We start from the raw sequence: 17,434 nt of genomic DNA, 5'->3' as shown, positions 1-17,434 counted from the left end.
GTCACATCCCAATCGCCTCGAGGAGCCCATTGTTCGCGGACCTTAGTGCTTTGGCCGCCGCCCCGTGGGGGGCTTTCCGGCCACGGTGTTGTTTGACGTAAGGGAGGGTTGCCGTATGTGGAAGGGAGTTCGGAACGCATTGTTGCTGACGGCGCTGCCGTTCGCGATGGGAGGTGCTGCGTTCGCCCAGGAAGCGCCGACTTTGAGCAAGGAAGCCAAGGAAGCCAGCGCGAAGATTTATTTCGAGCGTTGCGCCGGCTGCCATGGCGTGCTGCGCAAGGGTGCCACTGGTAAGAACCTCGAGCCGGCCAATACCGCCAAGCTTGGCCAGGCCCGTCTCGAGAAGATTCTGGCCAATGGCACCGATGGTGGCATGGTGAACTTCGATGACATCCTGACCAAGGATGAAATCAAGAACATGGCCACCTACATCCAGATGACCCCCGACGTTCCGCCGGAATGGGGCATCAAGGAAATGACTGCTTCGTGGAAGGTCGCGGTGAAGCCGGAAGACCGTCCGAAGAAGCAGATGAACAAGATCAACCTGAAGAACGTCTTCTCGGTCACCCTGCGTGACTCGGGTGAGGTCGCCCTCATCGACGGCGACACCAAGAAGATCTGGACGATCATCAAGACCGGCTATGCCGTGCACATCTCGCGCCTGTCCGCTTCGGGCCGCTATGTCTACGTCATCGGCCGCGACGGCAAGCTGGACATGATCGATCTGTGGATGGAGACCCCCGCCGTGGTGGCCACCATCAAGATCGGCATGGACGCCCGCTCGGTGGACACCTCCAAGTTCAAGGGCTTCGAGGACAAGTACGCCGTGGCCGGCTCCTACTGGCCGCCGCAGTACGTGATCATGGACGGCGCCGACCTGAAGCCGCTCAAGATCGTCTCGACCCGCGGCGTGACCGTGGACGGCGAGTATCACCCCGAGCCGCGCGTGGCCTCGATCGTCTCCTCGATGATCAAGCCCGAGTGGGTCATCAACCTGAAGGAAACCGGCCTGATCAAGCTGGTGGATTACTCCGACATCAAGAACCTGAAGGAGACCACCATCGAGTCGGCCAAGTTCCTCCACGACGGTGGTTGGGACGCGTCCAAGCGCTACTTCCTGGTCGCCGCCAACGCCTCCAACAAGGTGGCCGTCGTCGATACCAAGGACGGCAAGCTGGCCGCCCTGGTTGACACCAAGTCCAAGCCCCATCCGGGCCGCGGCGCCAACTTCAACCATCCCAAGTTCGGTCCGGTGTGGGCCACTTCGCACCTCGGTGCCGACGTGATCACCCTGATCGGCACGGATCCGGCCAAGAACAAGGCCAATGCCTGGAAGGTCGTCGCCGAGCTGAAGAACCACGGTGCTGGTTCGCTGTTCGTCAAGACCCACCCCAAGTCGAACAATCTGTGGGCTGACGCCCCGCTGATGCCGGAAGCGGCCGCCGCCGAGTCGGTGACCGTGTACGACATCAAGAACCTCGACAAGGGCCCGGAAGTGATCAACATCGCCAAGATGGCTGACCTGCCGGAGACCAAGGCGGTGAAGCGCGCGGTGCACGCCGAGTACAACGAGAAGGGCGATGAAGTGTGGTTCTCGATCTGGGCCGGCAAGACCGACCCGTCGGCCATCGTCATCCTCGACGACAAGACTCGTAAGCTGAAGGCCGTGATCAAGGATCCCAAGCTGATCACGCCCACCGGCAAGTTCAACGTGTACAACACGCAGCACGATATCTACTAAGACACTTTACTCCACCCTACACACCCCGGGGATCGCAAGGTCCCCGGGGATTTTTTTGCCCGCCCCACTATCTTCCCGCCCATTCCCCCATCACCCTCATCATCTCGCCCACGGTCTTCTCGTCCAGATCGACGATGGTGAAGCGGGCTCGGCCCTCCTTGATGCGCATGCGCAAGATCCGCAGGCCGCTTTCATGCTCCACGGCGGAAAAACTGATCTCGCGGCTCCACGGCGCCGCCAGGGTGGCGATGGGAGTGACCTCTTCCTTGGCGAACTGGGGATCGTCGGTGGTCATGAAATCCTCTCGTGATAGCGTGCCCGGTAGAGCAGGCGGGGCGATGCGGGATCATCGCGGAACGGTTCGCGGGTGTGCAGCGGGTTGTTGGAGACCAGCCCCTGACCGGGCTCCAGCACGTGTTCGAAGATGTGGGGCGACGGCCCCTCCAGCAGGCGTCTGATCACGGCCGCCGCCGGGGCGGCTTCCTCCGACCAGATGGCGTTACGGATGCGCGCCGTGTAGCGCATGTGCAAGGTGCCGTCGGCGTTGAACGAGAACACCGGCCCCACCGTCTCGGGCCGGGTCAACCCCTCCTCCTCGTTGCCGGGAATGGTCAGCGCGTCGGGCCGCATCAGCACCCGGATCAGCTCCGGGTCCTCGTCCCTGAGCAGGATATAGAGCATCTCGTGGTCCATCAGCCGGTTGGCGCCGCCCTCGGCCGCCCTTCCGGCGCAATGGAGCAGCAAAGCGCGCACGGTGCGCTCCGGCGGATTGTAGTAGCCGTCGGTGTGCCAGGTGATGGGGCGCTCGGTATAGGGGATGTAGCGCGCCCGCGTGCCCTCGCGGTGGACCGAAAGCGGCGTGATGCCGTCGTCGTCGGCCAGGGCGTTGGCATCCAGCGAGGCGAGGCCCAGTCGGGCGGCCAGGGCCTTCAGCGCCACCTTGTCATCGCGGCCCGGCTTCGGCCCCTCGGCGTAGACCGCCATGTTCGCCCGCTCCAGACGCTGGCGCAGCGCCCCCCTTTCCCCAGGGGTCAGTGCGGCGATGTCGCCAACCTCCACCACCAGATCGGCGGTCCCGGCGGGCGCCCCGGCGAGCCGGCCATCCCGCCAACGGGCGTAGGAGTCATCGTCGTCGAGGCGAAAACATCCTGGAATCATTGAAATTTTTCCTCCTCCGCCATTTTCATGCGAATTCGCTAAAGAATCCACTTGGATCGGTGCCTCCCTAAATATTATCATCCTCGAATGTAACGAGCCGCATAGAACGGCCGGACGAATCAGGAGAGGTCCGGGAGCAAGGCTTCCCAACGGATCGGATATTCATCCAGCGTATTGCCGCGCCCGGCGAAAGGCGCGCGTGCGAGCGCTTCGTGACGAATGCGAGGGAGCGAGACGTAATGACCAAGAAGATGCCGCCCACCCCCATGCTGGACCAGTTGGAAAGCGGTCCGTGGCCCAGCTTCGTGACGGGCCTGAAGCGCCTGGCCGAGGTGGAGGGCAAGGCCCATTCCGGCATCATGAAGAGCCTCTTGGGCCAGCTGGAGCACAGCTACCAGACCCGCAAGGGCTATTGGAAGGGCGGCACGGTCGGCGTGTTCGGCTATGGCGCCGGCGTCATCCCGCGCTTTTCCGAGGTGGCCGACCAGTACCCGGAAAGCTCGGAATTCCACACGCTGCGCATCATGCCGGCCCCGGGCTTCTTCTACGACACCAAGACGCTGCGCCAGATGTGCGACATCTGGGAGGAGCACGGCTCGGGCCTGATCGCGCTGCACGGCCAATCGGGCGACATCATGTTCCAGGGCTGCCGCACCGAACAGGTCCAGGCCGCCTGGGACAAGATCAACGAGATGGGCTTCGACATGGGCGGCGCCGGCGCCGGCGTGCGCACCGCCGCCTCCTGCGTCGGCCCGGCGCGCTGCGAGCAGGCCTGCTACGACACCCTGGCCGCCCACCGCGCCATCATCAACGACTTCACCGACGACATTCACCGCCCCTCGCTGCCCTACAAGCTGAAGTTCAAGTTCTCGGGCTGCGCCAACGACTGCGCCAACGCCACCCAGCGGGCCGACGTGGCCATCTTGGGCACCTGGAAGGACGACATGCAGGTCGACCAGGAGGAGGTGAAGGCCAAGGTCAAGCAACTGGGCCGCAAGGAATTCATCAACCAGGTGATCCGCATGTGCCCGACCCAGGCGCTGGGGCTCAACGACGACGACACGCTGGACGTGGACAACAAGTCCTGCGTGCGCTGCATGCACTGCATCAACGTCTGCACCAAGGCGCTGAAACCCGGCAAGGACAGAGGCATCTGCATCCTGGTGGGCGGCAAGCGCACGCTGAAGATCGGCGACCTGATGGGCACCGTGGTGGTTCCCTTCATGAAGCTGGAGACCGAGGAGGATTACGAGAAGCTGGTTCAGCTCGCCCACGACATGCTGGACTTCTTCGCCGACAACGCGCTGGAGCACGAGCGCACCGGCGAGATGATCGAGCGTATCGGGCTGGTCAACTATCTCGAGGCCCTGGGCCTGCCGCTCGACGTCAACATGATCAACCAGCCGCGCACCAATTCCTACGTCCGCACCGACGGATGGGACGAGGAGGCCCGCAAGTGGGCCGAGCGTAAAAATTCGGCCGCCGAGTAGGAGCAACGACCATGAGCCAACTTCGTCGTCCCGTTGAAAGCGGCGTGCCGGATTCCAAGCAATTCATGCACCCCGCTTTGGTGCGCAATTACGGCAAGTGGACCCACCACGACCGCCCGCGCCCCGGCGTGCTGCGCCACGTGGCGGAAAGCGGCGAGGCGGTGTTCACCGTCAAGGCCGGCACCCAGCGCCAGATGGACGTGTTCACCATCCGCCGGCTGTGCGACATCGCCGATGCCTTCTGCGACGGTCACATCCGCTTCACCGTGCGCTCCTCGGTGGAGTTCATGACCACCGACGAGTCCAAGGTTCCGGCCCTGATCCAGCGCCTGGAGGACGAGGGCTTCCCCGTGGGCGGCACCGGCAATTCGGTGGGCTTCATCAGCCACACCCAGGGCTGGCTGCACTGCGACATCCCCGGCACCGACGCGTCGGGCGTGGTCAAGGCGCTGATGGACGAGCTGGTGGACGAGTTCAAGTCCGAGGAGATGCCCAACCGCGTCAAGATCACCACCAGCTGCTGCCAGATCAATTGCGGCGGCCAGGGCGACATCGCCATCAACGTCCAGCACACCAAGCCGCCGGTGATCAACCACGCGCTGGTGGCGGGCGTCTGCGAGCGTCCGGCGGTGATCGCCCGCTGCCCCGTCGCGGCCATCCGCCCGGCCCTGGTGGACGGCAAGCCCTCGCTGGAAGTGGACGAGAAGAAGTGCGTGTGCTGCGGCGCCTGCTATCCGCCCTGCCCGCCCATGCAGATCAACGATCCCATCCATTCCAAGATCGCCATCTGGGTGGGCGGCAAGCACTCGTCGACCCGCTCCAAGCCCATGTTCCACAAGCTGGTGGCGGCGGGCCTGCCCAACAACGCGCCGCGCTGGCCGGAAGTGGCCGAGGTGGTGAAGAAGATCCTCGCCGTCTACAAGGCCGATGCCCGCGCCTGGGAGCGCATGGGCGAGTGGATCGAGCGCATCGGCTGGCCGCGCTTCTTCGAACTGACGGAACTGCCGTTCACCAAGTACCATGTGGACAACTGGCGCGGCGGCCGGGCCAATCTCAACGCCTCCGCGCACCTGCACTTCTAGGAGGACGAACAATGAAGTTCGCCGTTCTGGTCAACGAAGGCCCCTACAACCACCAGGCCGCCGACAGCGCCTTCCAGTTCTGCAAGGCGGCCTTGGACAAGGGCCACGAGATCTTCCGCGTGTTCTTCTATTACGACGGCGTCAACAACGCGACCAGCCTGGGCCAGCCGCCCAGCGACGACCGCAACGTGACCAGGAACTGGCAGAAACTGGCCGAGGATCACAAGGTCGATCTGGTGGTCTGCGTCGCCGCCGGTCTGCGGCGCGGCATCACCGAGGCCAATCTGGCCCCGGGCTTCCGCATCTCGGGCCTGGGCCAGCTGATCGAGGCCGGCATCCATGCCGACCGTCTCGTGACTTTCGGGGATTAAAGCCATGGACGATATGGAAAGCGGCATCGTCAAGAAGTTCATGTTCGTCAACCGCAAGGCCCCCCACGGCACCGTCTACGCCCTGGAGGTGCTGGAAATGGTGCTGATCTCGGCGGCCTTCGACCAGGATGTGCATCTGGCCTTCCTGGACGACGGCGTGCTGCAGATCAAGAAGGGCCAGACCCCCGCCGGCATCGGGGTCAAGAACTTCTCGCCCACCTACCGGGCGCTGGAAGGCTACGACATCGAGAAGCTGTACGTGGAGGCGGAAAGCCTGGCCGAACGCGGCCTGACCGAGGACGATCTGCTGGTCCCCGTCGAGGTTCTCAGCCGCGCCGAGATGGGCAGGCTGATGGCCGAGATGGACGTGGTTCTGACCGCTTGAGGGGAACGAAAATGGCAACACTTCACACCGTCAACAAATCCCCCTTCGAGCGGTCCTGCCTCGAATCCTGCCTGGGCCACGCCCAGCCGGGCGATGCCATCCTGCTGATGGAGGACGCGGTCATCGCCGCTTTGTCCGGCACCGCCTTCGAGGGCAAGATGGCCGATGCCGCCAAGACCATGAAGCTGCATGTGCTGGGCCCCGATCTGGCGGCCAGGGGACTGGACCCGGCGAAGGTGGTAAAAGACATCATCGTCGTGGATTACGCCGGATTCGTCGATCTGGCGGCCGGAACCAGGGCGACCAACGCCTGGCTGTAACCTTACCCGCCCCCGTCATGGCCGGGCTTGACCCGGCCATCCCTGGACCCCCGGATCAAGTCCGGGGGTGACGGAAGCGGAGGGGAATTCTGAGAAAAAGACCAAGGAGAGGAACACATGGCTTATACCAGCAACGGCGCCACCATCGAGGCCGATGAAGAGGGCTACCTCACCGACATCAACCAGTGGAACGAGGATTTGGCCGGCCAGATCGCCAAGGACGAAGGCATCAACATGACGCCCGAGCACTGGGAAGTGGTCAACTTCCTGCGCGAGTACTACGCCGAGTATCAGATCGCCCCGGCCGTGCGCGTGCTGACCAAGGCCATCGCCAAGAAGATGGGGCCCGACAAGGGCAACAACAAATACCTCTACGAGCTGTTCCCCTACGGCCCCGGCAAGCAGGCGTGCAAGATCGCCGGCCTGCCCAAGCCCACCGGCTGCGTGTAGCTGACACTGTTCACTATCGTCATGGCCGGGCTTGACCCGGCCATCCATGGACCCCCGGATCAAGTCCGGGGGTGACGAGGAAGGGTGCCGTCGTGACGATCTTTTTCGCCATTCTCTTCAGCGTCTCGACCCTGGTCCTGGTGGCCGGGCTGGCCATGAAGATCGCCCAGTACGCCCGCACGCCGGCGCCCTTGAAGATTCCCACCACGCCGGCCCCGCTCACCAAGGGCGGCGTGGCGTTCCGCCTGGGGCGCGAGGCGGTGCTGTTCGAAAGCCTCTATCGCGCCAACAAGCCGCTGTGGCTGTTCGCTCTTGTCTTCCACTTAGGGCTCGCCGTGGTGCTGATCCGCCACTTCCGCTATTTCCAGGCGGAAGTCGGATTTCTGACCCAACTGGTCCAGCCCCTGGCCCAGCCGGCCGGGCTGGCCATGGTGGCGGGCCTTGGCCTGCTGCTGGCCCGACGGTTCGTGTCGGAGCGGGTGCGCTACGTCACCCGGCCCTCGGACATCCTGATGCTGGTCCTGCTGCTGGGCATCGGGGTGACCGGCATGCTGATGAAATGCGTGGTCCACACCGACATCGTGGCGGTGAAGGCCTTCTTCACCGGCCTGATGGGGTTCGAGCTGCGCCCCCTTCCCAATGATCCGCTGCTGGGCCTCCACCTCCTGCTGGTCTGCGTGCTGATGATCGTCTTCCCGTTCTCCAAGCTGCTGCATGCGCCGGGCCTGTTCTTCAGCCCGACGCGCAACCAGACCGACAATCCGCGCGAAGTGCGCCATCTGGCGCCCTGGGCGGCCCGGCTGGAGGAAAAGTGATGGCCGCCGCCCCCTTCGACATCCCCGTCCTGGGCGACCCCGCCGAGCATCCGGTTCCGGCGATCAAGGCCGACGCCATGGCCGCCTCCAAGCCCTATGTGGCCGCCGAGGCGCACCAGCAGCCGCTGGGCTTTCCCGGCGAGCTGACCGAGGGCTGGGAAAAGCGCGCCGTCGACCACATGGGCTCGCTGCTGTCCAAGTACCGCTCGCTCCAGGTGTTCATGGACATCTGCGTCAAATGCGGCGCCTGCACCGACAAGTGCCACTATTTCCTGGGCACCGGTGATCCCAAGAACATGCCGGTGGCCCGTGCCGACCTGTTCCGCAGCGTCTATCGCCGCTATTTCACCCCGGCGGGAAAATTCGCCCCCGGTCTGGTGGGAGCGCGCGACATGACCAGGGAGGTGCTGGACGAGTGGTACAGCTACTTCCACCAGTGCTCCCAGTGCCGCCGCTGCTCGGTGTTCTGCCCCTACGGCATCGACACCGCCGAAATCTCCATGGCGGCGCGCGACATCATGGATTCCATCGGCCAGGGCCAGAAGTACTGCAACGAGATCATCGGCAAGGTCCACAGGATCGGCAACAATCTCGGCCTGCCCGCCCCCGCCCTGATCGACACGCTGGAAGGGCTGGAAGAGGACATCCTGGACGAGACCGGCGTGCCGGTCAGGCTGCCCATCGACGAGGCGGGGGCCGAGGTTCTGCTGGTCACCCCCTCGGCCGATTTCTTCGCCGAGCCGCACGTGCTGGGCCTGATCGGCTATGCCAAGGTGTTCCATGCCGCCGGCGTGTCGTGGACGCTGTCCACCAAGGCGTCGGAAGCCGGCAATTTCGGCATGTTCATCGGCAATTACGAGCAGATGCGCAAAATCTCCATGCGCATCCGCGAGGCGGCGCGGGAGTTGGGCGTCAAGCGCATCATCTTCGGCGAGTGCGGCCATGCCTGGCGCGTCGCCTACTCGTTCCTCAACACCCTGGCCGGTCCCTGGGACTTCCTCGACCCCCGCTATCCCGTGCCCCAGCACATCCTGGAATTCACCTCCGACCTGATCGCGAGGCAAGGCATCAAGCTCGACAAGTCGGGCAATGACGGCATGGTGCTGACCGTCCACGATTCCTGCAACGTGGCGCGTGGCGCCCGCATGGGCGACCGGCCGGGCGGCCAGTTCACCATCCCGCGCGAGGTGATCAAGGCGGCGGTGCCCAAGCTGGTGGACATGCATCCCGACACCATCTGCGACAAGACCTTCTGTTGCGGCGGCGGCGGCGGCCTCTTGACCGACGAGCTGATCGAGCTGCGCGTCAAGGGCGCATCCCCTCGCATGGAGGCGCTGAAGGACGTGGTGGACAAGGAAGGCGTCACCCACATGGCCGCCATGTGCGCCATCTGCAAGGCCCAGTTCACCAAGATCCTGCCCTATTACGACTTCGACCGCGAGATGGTGGTCAGCGTTCACCAGCTGGTGAGCAACGCCATCGTGCTCGGCGACAACGACTGACAACAACGAAAAGGACTGTCCGAGCAGAAGAACCCGCCCCCTGTTCATCGTCATGCCCGGGCTTGACCCGGGCATCCATGGCCCGCCGGATCAAGTCCGGGGGTGACGGGGGAAACGGTCAAGAAGGACAGAACAACGAGAGGGAGAGCCACCATGGCCGCCAACGCCGAGACCACCACCGAGGGGCGGAACTACCGCCGCTACAAGGATGGCGATTTCAAGCCCAAGCACTGGCAGGAGGAGATCTTCAAGGCCGGCTGGTCGCACAAATGCCCGACCTACGTGCTGCGCACGCCGCCCTGCTCGGGCTCGTGCCCCTCGGGCCACGACATCCGTGGCTGGCTGGACATCGTGCGCGGCGTGGAAAAGCCCCCGGCGGGCATGGAATGGCAGGAATACGCCTTCCGCCGCATGACCGAGGCCAACCCCTTCCCCGCCATCATGGGCCGCGTCTGTCCGGCGCCGTGCGAACAGGGTTGCAACCGCAACATGGTCGAGGAACACGTCGGCATCAATTCGGTGGAGCATTACATCGGCGACTGGGCCATCGCCAACAAGCTGGCCTTCCCCAAGCCGGAGCATGAGACCGGCAAGCATGTCGCCGTGGTGGGCGGCGGCCCGGCCGGTCTGTCGGCGGCCTATCACCTGCGGCGGGCGGGCCACGCCGTCACCGTGTTCGAGGAAAAGGCCGAGCTGGGCGGCTATGTCCGCTACGGCATCCCCGGCTACCGCACGCCCCGCGAGGTGCTGGACGCCGAGATCAACCGTATCCTCGACATGGGCATCACGGTGCGCGCCAAGTGCCGCATCGGCACCGACATCACCGTGTCGGAACTGGAAGACAAGTTCGACGCCATCTTCTGGGGCATCGGCACCCATGCGGGGCGCGGCCTGCCCATTCCCGGCTGGAAGGACACCGTCAACTGCGTGTCGGGCGTGGCCTTCCTCAAGGCCTTCAACGAAGGCCGCCTGCAGCACGTTCCGGGTCGCATCATCGTCGTCGGCGGTGGCGACACCTCCATCGACGTGGCCTCGGTGGCCCGCCGCCTGGGCCATATCGAGACGGTGTCCGAGCAGGACCGCGCCGACAACGTCATCCTGGGCCACGTGGCCCACGACGTGGCGGCCACGGCGCGGCGCGAAGGCGCCAACGTCACGCTGACCTCGCTGTTCCCGGTGGAGAAGATGTTCGCCGCCCAGCGCGAGATCGACGACGCCAGGCGCGAGGGCGTCGACATCCGGGGCGGCATCATGCCGCTGGAGGTGATCAAGGGCGCCGACGGCCGCGCGGTAGGCCTCAAGCTCTGCCAGTGCACCATGGAGGGCATGACGCCCAAGCCCATCGAAGGGACGGAATTCACCCTGGACGCCGATCTGGTGGTCGCCGCCATCGGCCAGGCGGGCGATCTGGCCGACCTGCCCGAGATGGACAACGGCAAGGGCTTCATCAACGCCGACAAGGCCTATCGCGTGCCGGGCAAGCCCAAGCACTTCGTGGGCGGCGACGTGGTCAGGCCGCACCTCTTGACCACCGCCATCGGCCATGGCCGGGTGGCCTCGGCCGGCATCGGCGAATTCCTGGACAAGGGCGACGTGGCAAAGCGGCCCAAGGTGGACGTCCACCATTTCGACCTGCTGGCCAAGCTGCACGAAAGCAACCTGGATCCGGCTCCCTACCAGCCCGGCCCGGTGCGCGGCACCTGCGACGCCAAGTTCGCCGTGCACAATTTCGAGAACCGGGCGGCGGCCGAGATCATCCCCCACGACGACCTGTTCCTGGGGCACTTCACCCGCACGGCGCGCCATCACCGCCACGAGGTGCACATCGACGCCGACAAGGTGATCGGCAATTTCGACGAGCGCCTGCTGACGCTCTCCGATGCCGAGGTGGTGGACGAGGCCAAGCGCTGCATGTCCTGCGGCCTGTGCTTCGAATGCGACAATTGCGTGGTGTTCTGCCCGCAGACCGCCGTCAGCCGCGTCAAGAAGTCCGAACGCACCACCGGGCGCTATGTGGAAACCGATTACGCCAAGTGCATCGGCTGCCACATCTGCAAGGACGTCTGCCCCACCGGCTACATCCAGATGGGGCTGGGGGAATAGGGATGCTGGCTCGGCTGCTGCTGGGAGTGCTGTTGATGGTGAGCGCGGCGGCGGCCACGGCCGCCGACCTGCCCCACTGGCCCAAGGCCAAGGGCGATTCCTGCATCGCCCCCAACGAGGTGATGCGGCGCGACCACCCGGACATGCTGAAGCACCAGCGCGACGACACGCTGCGTCTCGGCATCCGGGGGGCCAAGGCGTCGCTCAGGGCCTGCGTCGAATGCCACGCCGCCACCGATTCGGCGGGCAAAATGGTGCCGGTCAACGATCCCGGCCAGTTCTGCCAGTCGTGCCATGCCTATGTGGCGGCGAAGCCCGATTGCTTCGAATGCCACGCCACCACGCCCAAAACCCCGGTCAGGGAGGCGTCGCGATGACCGATCTCTCCCGCCGTCAGGTGATTCTCGCCTCGGGCGCGGTGCTGGTCGCCGCCCCCGCCCAGGCCCGCGCTCCAGGCGAACCGGCTTCGGCGCGCCAGCGCTGGGGTCTGCTGATCGACACCCATAAATGCGGCGCCGAATGCACCGTCTGCGTCGAAGCCTGCAAGGGCGAGATGGGGCTTGCCGGCCGCGACCGGCCGCTGACCGACGCCCAGTACATCCGCAAGGTCAATGTGCGCGATCCCGCCACCGGGGCCACCCATTCGGTGCCGGTGATGTGCCAGCACTGCGCCAAGCCTCCTTGCGTCGACGTCTGCCCCACCGGCGCCTCCATGAAGCGGGCCGACGGCATCGTGCTGGTGGACCGCCACATCTGCATCGGCTGCCGCTATTGCATGATGGCCTGTCCCTACAAGGCCCGCTCCTTCGCCCACGAGGATCAGACGGGGCAGCAACCCCATCTGCCGCGCGGCAAGGGCACGGTGGAGGGCTGCACGCTCTGCGTCCACCGCATCGACGAGGGCCGCCTTCCCGCCTGCGTCGAGGCCTGCGTCTCCAGGGCCAAGGGCGCCATGCTGTTCGGCGATCTGAACGACCCCAAGTCCGAGATCACGCAACGGGTGGCGCGCGAGGCCACCACCCGCATCCGCGCCGATCTGGGGCTGGAGCCCGCCATCCGCTACCAGGGGATCTGAGCCATGAGCACCGGCACCACCACGTATACCCAGGTGCGCCCCTATACGCGGGGCTGGCTGGCCCTGATGGCGGGCCTTGGCGCGGTGGTCGCCGTGGCGCTGGGCGCCGTCTGGCACATGGAGCACCAGGGCCACTGGGTCACCGGCATGACCAATCAGGTGGTGTGGGGCCTGCCCCACGTCTTCGCCGTGTTCCTGATCGTCGCGGCTTCCGGCGCGCTCAACGTCGCCTCCATGGGCTCGGTGTTCGGGCGGGCGGAGTACCAGCCCCTGGGCCGTCTGTCGGCCCTGCTGGCGGTGGCGCTGCTGGCCGGTGGCCTCGCCGTGCTGGTCCTCGACCTGGGCAGGCCGGACCGGCTGGGGATCGCCATGACTCACTTCAACTTCAAGTCCATCTTCGCCTGGAACGTCATCCTCTATTCCGGCTTCATGGCGGTGGTGGGCGTCTATCTGTGGACCATGATGGACTGGCGGGCCAGGCGCTTCTACAAGCCGGCCGCCCTGGTCGCCTTCGGCTGGCGGCTGATCCTCACCACCGGCACGGGCTGCATCTTCGGCTTCCTGGCGGCGCGCGAGGCCTACGGCGCGGCGGTGATGGCGCCCTTGTTCATTGCCATGTCCTTCGCCTATGGGCTGGCGGTGTTCATCATCGTGCTCAATGTCGCCTTCAGGATGACGCGGCGGCCCATGGGCGACGAGCTGCCCGCCCGGCTGGTGCGGCTGCTGGGCCTGTTCGTCGCCGCCAACCTCTATTTCACCGCGCTTCATCACGTCACCCAACTGTATTTCGCCGGGCGCGGCGCGGTGGAAGCCTTCATCCTGTGGAACGGCGGAATCCACACCACCCTGTTCTGGGTGGGCCAGGTGGGGATGGGCGGCATCCTGCCGCTGGTCATCGCCTATGGTGGCTGCGGCCATGCGGCGCGCAAGCGGGCCATGATGGCCTCCATCCTGGTGGTGCTGGGGGGCCTCGCCCAGGTCTGGGTGATCGTCATCGGCGGACAGGCCTGGCCGCTGGACCTGTTCCCCGGCATGGAGACGTCGTCCACCTTCGCCGACGGCCATGTCCACGCCTATGCCCCCAGCGCCTGGGAAGTGATGCTGGGCCTGGGCGGCGTGGCCATCGCGCTGGCCATCGCCACCGTCGGCATGACGGCGTTGCGCCTGTTGCCCGGCCAGCTGGGGTCCGCAACCGATTCGTGTCACTGTCACAACTAAGACACATATGGCGGGATACAGACTGAAGTATGGATTTATTAACAATTTGTTGATGTTTGCGCCAATCCATGACCATTCTGGATGTAGGGTTATGGGCACATAGTCATCACTTCCCGGGGGGGAGAGTGTGAGCGCAAGCATCAAAGCCCGTAAAGGGCCAGGGCCGGAGCCACGGACGGATGATGGGCTGGAAGCGGTCCGCAATACATTGCGGACCCAGGTCGCCGACATCCTTCGCGTCAACATCGCACAACTTTCCACGGTTCCGCCGCACGAGGTCTATGACCACGTCCTGAACACACCCGGTTTGCTGCATGAATGCTTCCAGGTGTTCCGCAATCAGCCGGACCTGTTCCGCAAGGTGGTGCTGCGCAAGGACAAGCGCCCCGCCACCGAGGGCGACGAGGAATTGTGGTGCGGCCGCACCCTGGACCACGTGGTGGCCCTGGTGGTGCGGGCCTCGGCCAAGCGCTATTTCCGCGAGGCCATGCCGGCCCCCGAGGCGCCGCCCGTGATCGTCGAGGCGCCCAGCCTGCTGCACAAGACCGCCATCAAGCTGGGCATCAAGAAGCCCATCCATCGCGCCCCCTACGTCGCCCCGAAAGGTCCCGGCGACAAGCTCTACGACGTGTTTCGCGAGAATCTGCGCTACGAGTGGCAGGCCCAGCTGATTCCCAGCTATTCGACCCTGCATCCCAGCACCGTCCGCGTCCTGGGATCGCGCATTCTCAAGCTGCGGGACTCCTCGCAGATCGACATCCTGGCGGCCGAGGGGCTGGGGCCCGACGGGCGCCTGCCGCTGCTGCTGGAGGACGCGCGGCGCCTGCGCGCCGTGGACGGCAGCATCGATTCCAACGCCCTGATGGAGGCCTTCACCAAGCAGGGCCTGGAGGCCGTCTTCCCCGACCTGGACGACGTGGCGCTGCGCAAGGCGGTGTCGCAGATCGCCGTCATGGAGAACAAGGCGGTGGACATGATCTTCCCCGCCATGGAATACGCGCTGAAGCCGGTGACGGTGTTCCTGTTCACCGCCTACACCAAGCTGGACACCAAGGGTTTCCGCCAGGCCTTCGGCCCCCATTGCGCCCTGTGGGCGGTGCAGAAGCTGGCCAAGCACCTGGAGACCCAGCGCCCCTGGCCGCGTTCCATGCCCGGCATGAAGTCGGCCACCCTGGCGGCGCTGGCCTATGCCATCGACCTGGACAGCGGCATGCCGGCCAGCGCGCCGATCCGCCCCGCGCCGCAGGCGGTGACCGGGGTGCCCAGCAACGCCGCCGTGCCCGCCATGGCCGCCGCCCCGCCGCCCATTCCGCCATCCCTCAAGAAGCCGGCACCCAAGGGCAATGCCGATCTGGAGCGTGCCTCGCGCCGGGCCAAGCCCCTGTCCTCGGCCGGGGCGCGGTAGATTTTCCAGCCATCCCTCCGCCTCGGGGCGGAGGGATTTCCTTCCGCCATTCCGTAACATCCGACCCGCATCGGGCGAAGCCGGGAAGACGGCGCGCGCCGTCATTGACACCGGCGGGGCGAGGGTGCTGTTGTTCCCCGCACGGAAAATCCAAGGAATGCGGCGATGGTGCGGATGATCTGGTTGCGGACGGTGCTGATGGCGGTTCTGCTGGCCGTGGCGGGACCGGCGGCATGGGCGCAGGAGCCGGACGCATCCGAGTGGGCGGCCGGCGAATCCGGCAAGGTCCGCCTGATTTCGGCCACCACGGGAATGGGCGAGTCCTCCCGCCTGCACCTCGGCCTGCAGTTCAAGCTGGAGCCCGGCTGGAAGATCTATTGGCGCACGCCGGGCGACGCCGGCTACCCGCCCAAGCTGGACTGGACCGGCTCGGCCAATCTGGAAAATCCCCAGCCGCGCTGGCCGGCCCCCCATCGCTTCGTGCTGGCCGGGCTGCAGAATTACGGCTATTCCGGCGAGGTGATCCTGCCGCTGGACGCCCGTGCGCCCGATGCCACCCGCCCGGTGGCGGCCCGCCTGGCGGTGGATTTCCTCGCCTGCGCCCAGATCTGCGTGCCGCAGAATGTCGAGCTTGCCCTGGACCTGTCGCCCGGCCCGGCCGGGCCCTCCGCCTTCGCCCACGACATCGGCCGCTTCACCGCCCTGGTGCCGGGCGACGGACGCCGCCACGGCCTGTCCCTCGATGCCGCCGAGACCCTGGGAGAGTCGGCGCTGCGCCTTTCCGTGTCGTCGATCGAGCCGTTCACCGATCCCGACGCCTTCGTCGAGGCCGAGGAGGTCGCCGCCTTCGGCCAGCCCCGTGTTACTCTGTCACCCGACCGCCGCCGGGCGGTGTTCGAAATTCCGGTCCCCGCCGGTTCGCTGCGAAAGCCCCTGGCCGGCGCGCCCATGAGCGTCACCGTCACCGACGGGCTGCGCTCCTTCGAGACCGCCATGACCCCCGTCCCCGGCACGGCGGCACCCATGGCGGCGGCGGGCGAGGCGCCCGGACTGGCCGGCATGCTGCTGGTGGCGCTGCTGGGCGGATTGATCCTCAACCTGATGCCCTGCGTGCTGCCGGTGCTGTCCATCAAGGTGCTGGGCGTGCTCGGCCATGGCGGCGGCGAGCGCTCCCACGTGCGGGCCAGCTTCGTCGCCTCGGGGGCGGGCATCGTCGTCTCGTTCCTGGCGCTGGCCGCCCTGGCCATCGGCCTGAAACAGGCCGGCGCGGCGGTGGGCTGGGGCATCCAGTTCCAGCAGCCGGGCTTCCTGGCCCTGATGGTGGTGCTGCTCGCCCTGTTCGCCGCCAATCTTTGGGGAATGTTCGAGATTCCCATGCCCGCCTTCCTGTTCAGCCGGGGCGGCGGCGGTGCCCATCATACCGTTCTCGGCCACTTCCTGTCGGGGGCCTTCGCCACCCTGCTGGCCACTCCGTGCTCCGCCCCCTTCCTGGGCACCGCCATCGGCTTCGCCCTGGCGCGGGGCCCCGGCGAGATCGTGCTGATCTTCACCGCCTTGGGAATCGGCATGGCCGCCCCCTATCTGGCGGTGGCGGTCTGGCCCGATGCCGCCCTGAAGCTGCCCAAGCCCGGACGCTGGATGGTCACGGTGCGCAAGGTGCTGGGCCTCGCCCTGGCCGGCACCGGATTGTGGCTGCTGACCGTGCTGATGGTGCAGGCCGGGATGCTGGCCGCCCTGGTCACCGGCGGCGCCATGGCGGCGGCCGTCGCCGTTCTGGGCCTGCGGCACCGCTTGCCGGCGGCGGCGCGGCCGGCGGTGACCGCTTGCGTGGTGGCCCTGGCCGGTCTTGCCCTGGCCGCCCCCTTCCACGGCTCGGCCAATGGGGAAACCACCGCTGAAGCCGGTGGCCCGGTGCCCTGGGGCCGCTTCGATTCCCAGACCGTGGCGCGGCTGGTGTCGGACGGCAAGGTGGTGTTCGTGGACGTCACCGCCGACTGGTGCATCACCTGCAAGGTCAACAAGGCGGCGGTGATCGAGCGGGGCGAGGTGGCCCGGCGCCTGTCGTCACCCGGCGTGGTGGCGCTGCGCGCCGACTGGACCCGGCCCGACGAGAGCATTTCCCGCTATCTGGCCTCGTTCGGGCGCTACGGCATTCCCTTCAACGCCGTCTATGGCCCCAGCGCCCCCGACGGCATCGCCCTGCCCGAACTGCTGAGTGAGGCCGAGGTGCTGGCGGCTCTGGACAAGGCGCGCTGATCCTTCGGCCCGTCGCCGGAAAGTCCACACTCCTTAAACCGTTGAAACTTTCCAAGTCCGGCC

The 17,434-nt window shown here is 66.3% G+C and carries 17 protein-coding genes; 15 read left to right on the top strand and 2 right to left on the bottom strand.

Going from position 1 to position 17,434, the window contains the following annotated elements:
• Positions 1–202 precede the first annotated feature (202 nt).
• A complete protein-coding gene (locus ACV4UZ_RS07150; RefSeq protein ID WP_491600209.1) occupies positions 203–1,741 on the top strand; it encodes a cytochrome D1 domain-containing protein in 1,539 nt (512 codons plus the stop codon).
• 67 nt (positions 1,742–1,808) lie between these two features.
• Here ACV4UZ_RS07150 and ACV4UZ_RS07145 read toward each other — a convergent pair whose 3' ends face one another.
• Complete coding sequence (locus ACV4UZ_RS07145) at positions 1,809–2,036, bottom strand: DUF6967 family protein (RefSeq protein ID WP_491600208.1); 228 nt, start codon at positions 2,034–2,036, stop codon at positions 1,809–1,811.
• Positions 2,033–2,899, bottom strand: a complete 867-nt coding sequence (locus ACV4UZ_RS07140; protein ID WP_491600207.1) for a TauD/TfdA family dioxygenase — start codon at positions 2,897–2,899, stop codon at positions 2,033–2,035. Before ACV4UZ_RS07140 ends, ACV4UZ_RS07145 begins: the two co-directional genes overlap by 4 nt.
• A 239-nt stretch (positions 2,900–3,138) precedes the next feature.
• On the opposite strand from ACV4UZ_RS07140, the gene dsrA reads away from it, so the two are divergent.
• The 14 genes from dsrA (at position 3,139) to ACV4UZ_RS07070 (ending at position 17,371) form a co-directional block, all read left to right on the top strand.
• Positions 3,139–4,389 carry a dissimilatory-type sulfite reductase subunit alpha gene (gene dsrA / locus ACV4UZ_RS07135; protein ID WP_491600206.1) on the top strand — a complete coding sequence of 417 codons (1,251 nt, stop codon included), beginning with the start codon at positions 3,139–3,141 and terminating at the stop codon, positions 4,387–4,389.
• A gap of 11 nt (positions 4,390–4,400) precedes the next feature.
• Complete coding sequence (gene dsrB / locus ACV4UZ_RS07130) at positions 4,401–5,471, top strand: dissimilatory-type sulfite reductase subunit beta (RefSeq protein WP_491600205.1); 1,071 nt, start codon at positions 4,401–4,403, stop codon at positions 5,469–5,471.
• 11 nt (positions 5,472–5,482) lie between these two features.
• On the top strand, positions 5,483–5,842 hold the full coding sequence (tusD, locus tag ACV4UZ_RS07125) for a sulfurtransferase complex subunit TusD (RefSeq protein WP_491600204.1): 360 nt from the start codon (positions 5,483–5,485) through the stop codon (positions 5,840–5,842).
• 4 nt (positions 5,843–5,846) lie between these two features.
• A complete protein-coding gene (gene tusC, locus ACV4UZ_RS07120; protein ID WP_491600203.1) occupies positions 5,847–6,227 on the top strand; it encodes a sulfurtransferase complex subunit TusC in 381 nt (126 codons plus the stop codon).
• 11 nt (positions 6,228–6,238) lie between these two features.
• Positions 6,239–6,547: a sulfurtransferase complex subunit TusB gene (gene tusB, locus ACV4UZ_RS07115; RefSeq protein WP_491600202.1), complete on the top strand. Its 309-nt coding sequence runs from the start codon at positions 6,239–6,241 to the stop codon at positions 6,545–6,547.
• A gap of 117 nt (positions 6,548–6,664) precedes the next feature.
• Positions 6,665–6,997: a TusE/DsrC/DsvC family sulfur relay protein gene (locus tag ACV4UZ_RS07110; protein ID WP_491600201.1), complete on the top strand. Its 333-nt coding sequence runs from the start codon at positions 6,665–6,667 to the stop codon at positions 6,995–6,997.
• Between the two features lie 92 nt (positions 6,998–7,089).
• Positions 7,090–7,812, top strand: coding sequence for a respiratory nitrate reductase subunit gamma (locus tag ACV4UZ_RS07105; RefSeq protein WP_491600200.1), 723 nt, complete (start codon positions 7,090–7,092; stop codon positions 7,810–7,812).
• Positions 7,812–9,314 (top strand): sulfate reduction electron transfer complex DsrMKJOP subunit DsrK, encoded by a 1,503-nt coding sequence (gene dsrK, locus ACV4UZ_RS07100; RefSeq protein WP_491600199.1) that lies wholly within the window; start codon positions 7,812–7,814, stop codon positions 9,312–9,314. The genes ACV4UZ_RS07105 and dsrK overlap by 1 nt, the downstream gene beginning before the upstream one ends.
• Positions 9,315–9,467: 153 nt before the next feature.
• Positions 9,468–11,417: an NAD(P)-binding protein gene (locus tag ACV4UZ_RS07095; protein ID WP_491600198.1), complete on the top strand. Its 1,950-nt coding sequence runs from the start codon at positions 9,468–9,470 to the stop codon at positions 11,415–11,417.
• Positions 11,418–11,419: 2 nt separating this feature from the next.
• Positions 11,420–11,794: a cytochrome c3 family protein gene (locus ACV4UZ_RS07090; protein ID WP_491600197.1), complete on the top strand. Its 375-nt coding sequence runs from the start codon at positions 11,420–11,422 to the stop codon at positions 11,792–11,794.
• Positions 11,791–12,492 (top strand): sulfate reduction electron transfer complex DsrMKJOP subunit DsrO, encoded by a 702-nt coding sequence (gene dsrO, locus ACV4UZ_RS07085; RefSeq protein WP_491600196.1) that lies wholly within the window; start codon positions 11,791–11,793, stop codon positions 12,490–12,492. The genes ACV4UZ_RS07090 and dsrO overlap by 4 nt, the downstream gene beginning before the upstream one ends.
• Positions 12,493–12,495: 3 nt before the next feature.
• Positions 12,496–13,710, top strand: a complete 1,215-nt coding sequence (nrfD, locus tag ACV4UZ_RS07080) for an NrfD/PsrC family molybdoenzyme membrane anchor subunit (protein WP_491600195.1) — start codon at positions 12,496–12,498, stop codon at positions 13,708–13,710.
• Between the two features lie 208 nt (positions 13,711–13,918).
• A complete protein-coding gene (locus ACV4UZ_RS07075; protein ID WP_491600194.1) occupies positions 13,919–15,115 on the top strand; it encodes a hypothetical protein in 1,197 nt (398 codons plus the stop codon).
• A gap of 174 nt (positions 15,116–15,289) precedes the next feature.
• Positions 15,290–17,371 carry a protein-disulfide reductase DsbD family protein gene (locus tag ACV4UZ_RS07070; RefSeq protein ID WP_491600193.1) on the top strand — a complete coding sequence of 694 codons (2,082 nt, stop codon included), beginning with the start codon at positions 15,290–15,292 and terminating at the stop codon, positions 17,369–17,371.
• The last annotated feature ends 63 nt before the right edge of the window (positions 17,372–17,434 follow it).

It is taken from the genome of Paramagnetospirillum sp. (assembly GCF_058402745.1).
The sequence above is the reverse complement of the archived record's forward strand: the minus strand, read 5'-3'. Positions and strand labels throughout refer to the sequence as shown.

Bases quoted from the DNA above. Each gene is read 5' to 3' on its own strand.
- ACV4UZ_RS07110 (WP_491600201.1), top strand. From the start codon at position 6,665: ATGGCTTATACCAGCAACGGCGCCACCATCGAGGCCGATGAAGAGGGC.
- dsrK (WP_491600199.1), top strand. From the start codon at position 7,812: ATGGCCGCCGCCCCCTTCGACATCCCCGTCCTGGGCGACCCCGCCGAG.
- dsrB (WP_491600205.1), top strand. From the start codon at position 4,401: ATGAGCCAACTTCGTCGTCCCGTTGAAAGCGGCGTGCCGGATTCCAAG.
- ACV4UZ_RS07140 (WP_491600207.1), bottom strand. From the start codon at position 2,899: ATGATTCCAGGATGTTTTCGCCTCGACGACGATGACTCCTACGCCCGT.
- dsrO (WP_491600196.1), top strand. From the start codon at position 11,791: ATGACCGATCTCTCCCGCCGTCAGGTGATTCTCGCCTCGGGCGCGGTG.
- ACV4UZ_RS07090 (WP_491600197.1), top strand. From the start codon at position 11,420: ATGCTGGCTCGGCTGCTGCTGGGAGTGCTGTTGATGGTGAGCGCGGCG.
- nrfD (WP_491600195.1), top strand. From the start codon at position 12,496: ATGAGCACCGGCACCACCACGTATACCCAGGTGCGCCCCTATACGCGG.
- dsrA (WP_491600206.1), top strand. From the start codon at position 3,139: ATGACCAAGAAGATGCCGCCCACCCCCATGCTGGACCAGTTGGAAAGC.
- ACV4UZ_RS07070 (WP_491600193.1), top strand. From the start codon at position 15,290: ATGATCTGGTTGCGGACGGTGCTGATGGCGGTTCTGCTGGCCGTGGCG.
- ACV4UZ_RS07145 (WP_491600208.1), bottom strand. From the start codon at position 2,036: ATGACCACCGACGATCCCCAGTTCGCCAAGGAAGAGGTCACTCCCATC.
- tusC (WP_491600203.1), top strand. From the start codon at position 5,847: ATGGACGATATGGAAAGCGGCATCGTCAAGAAGTTCATGTTCGTCAAC.
- tusD (WP_491600204.1), top strand. From the start codon at position 5,483: ATGAAGTTCGCCGTTCTGGTCAACGAAGGCCCCTACAACCACCAGGCC.
- tusB (WP_491600202.1), top strand. From the start codon at position 6,239: ATGGCAACACTTCACACCGTCAACAAATCCCCCTTCGAGCGGTCCTGC.
- ACV4UZ_RS07095 (WP_491600198.1), top strand. From the start codon at position 9,468: ATGGCCGCCAACGCCGAGACCACCACCGAGGGGCGGAACTACCGCCGC.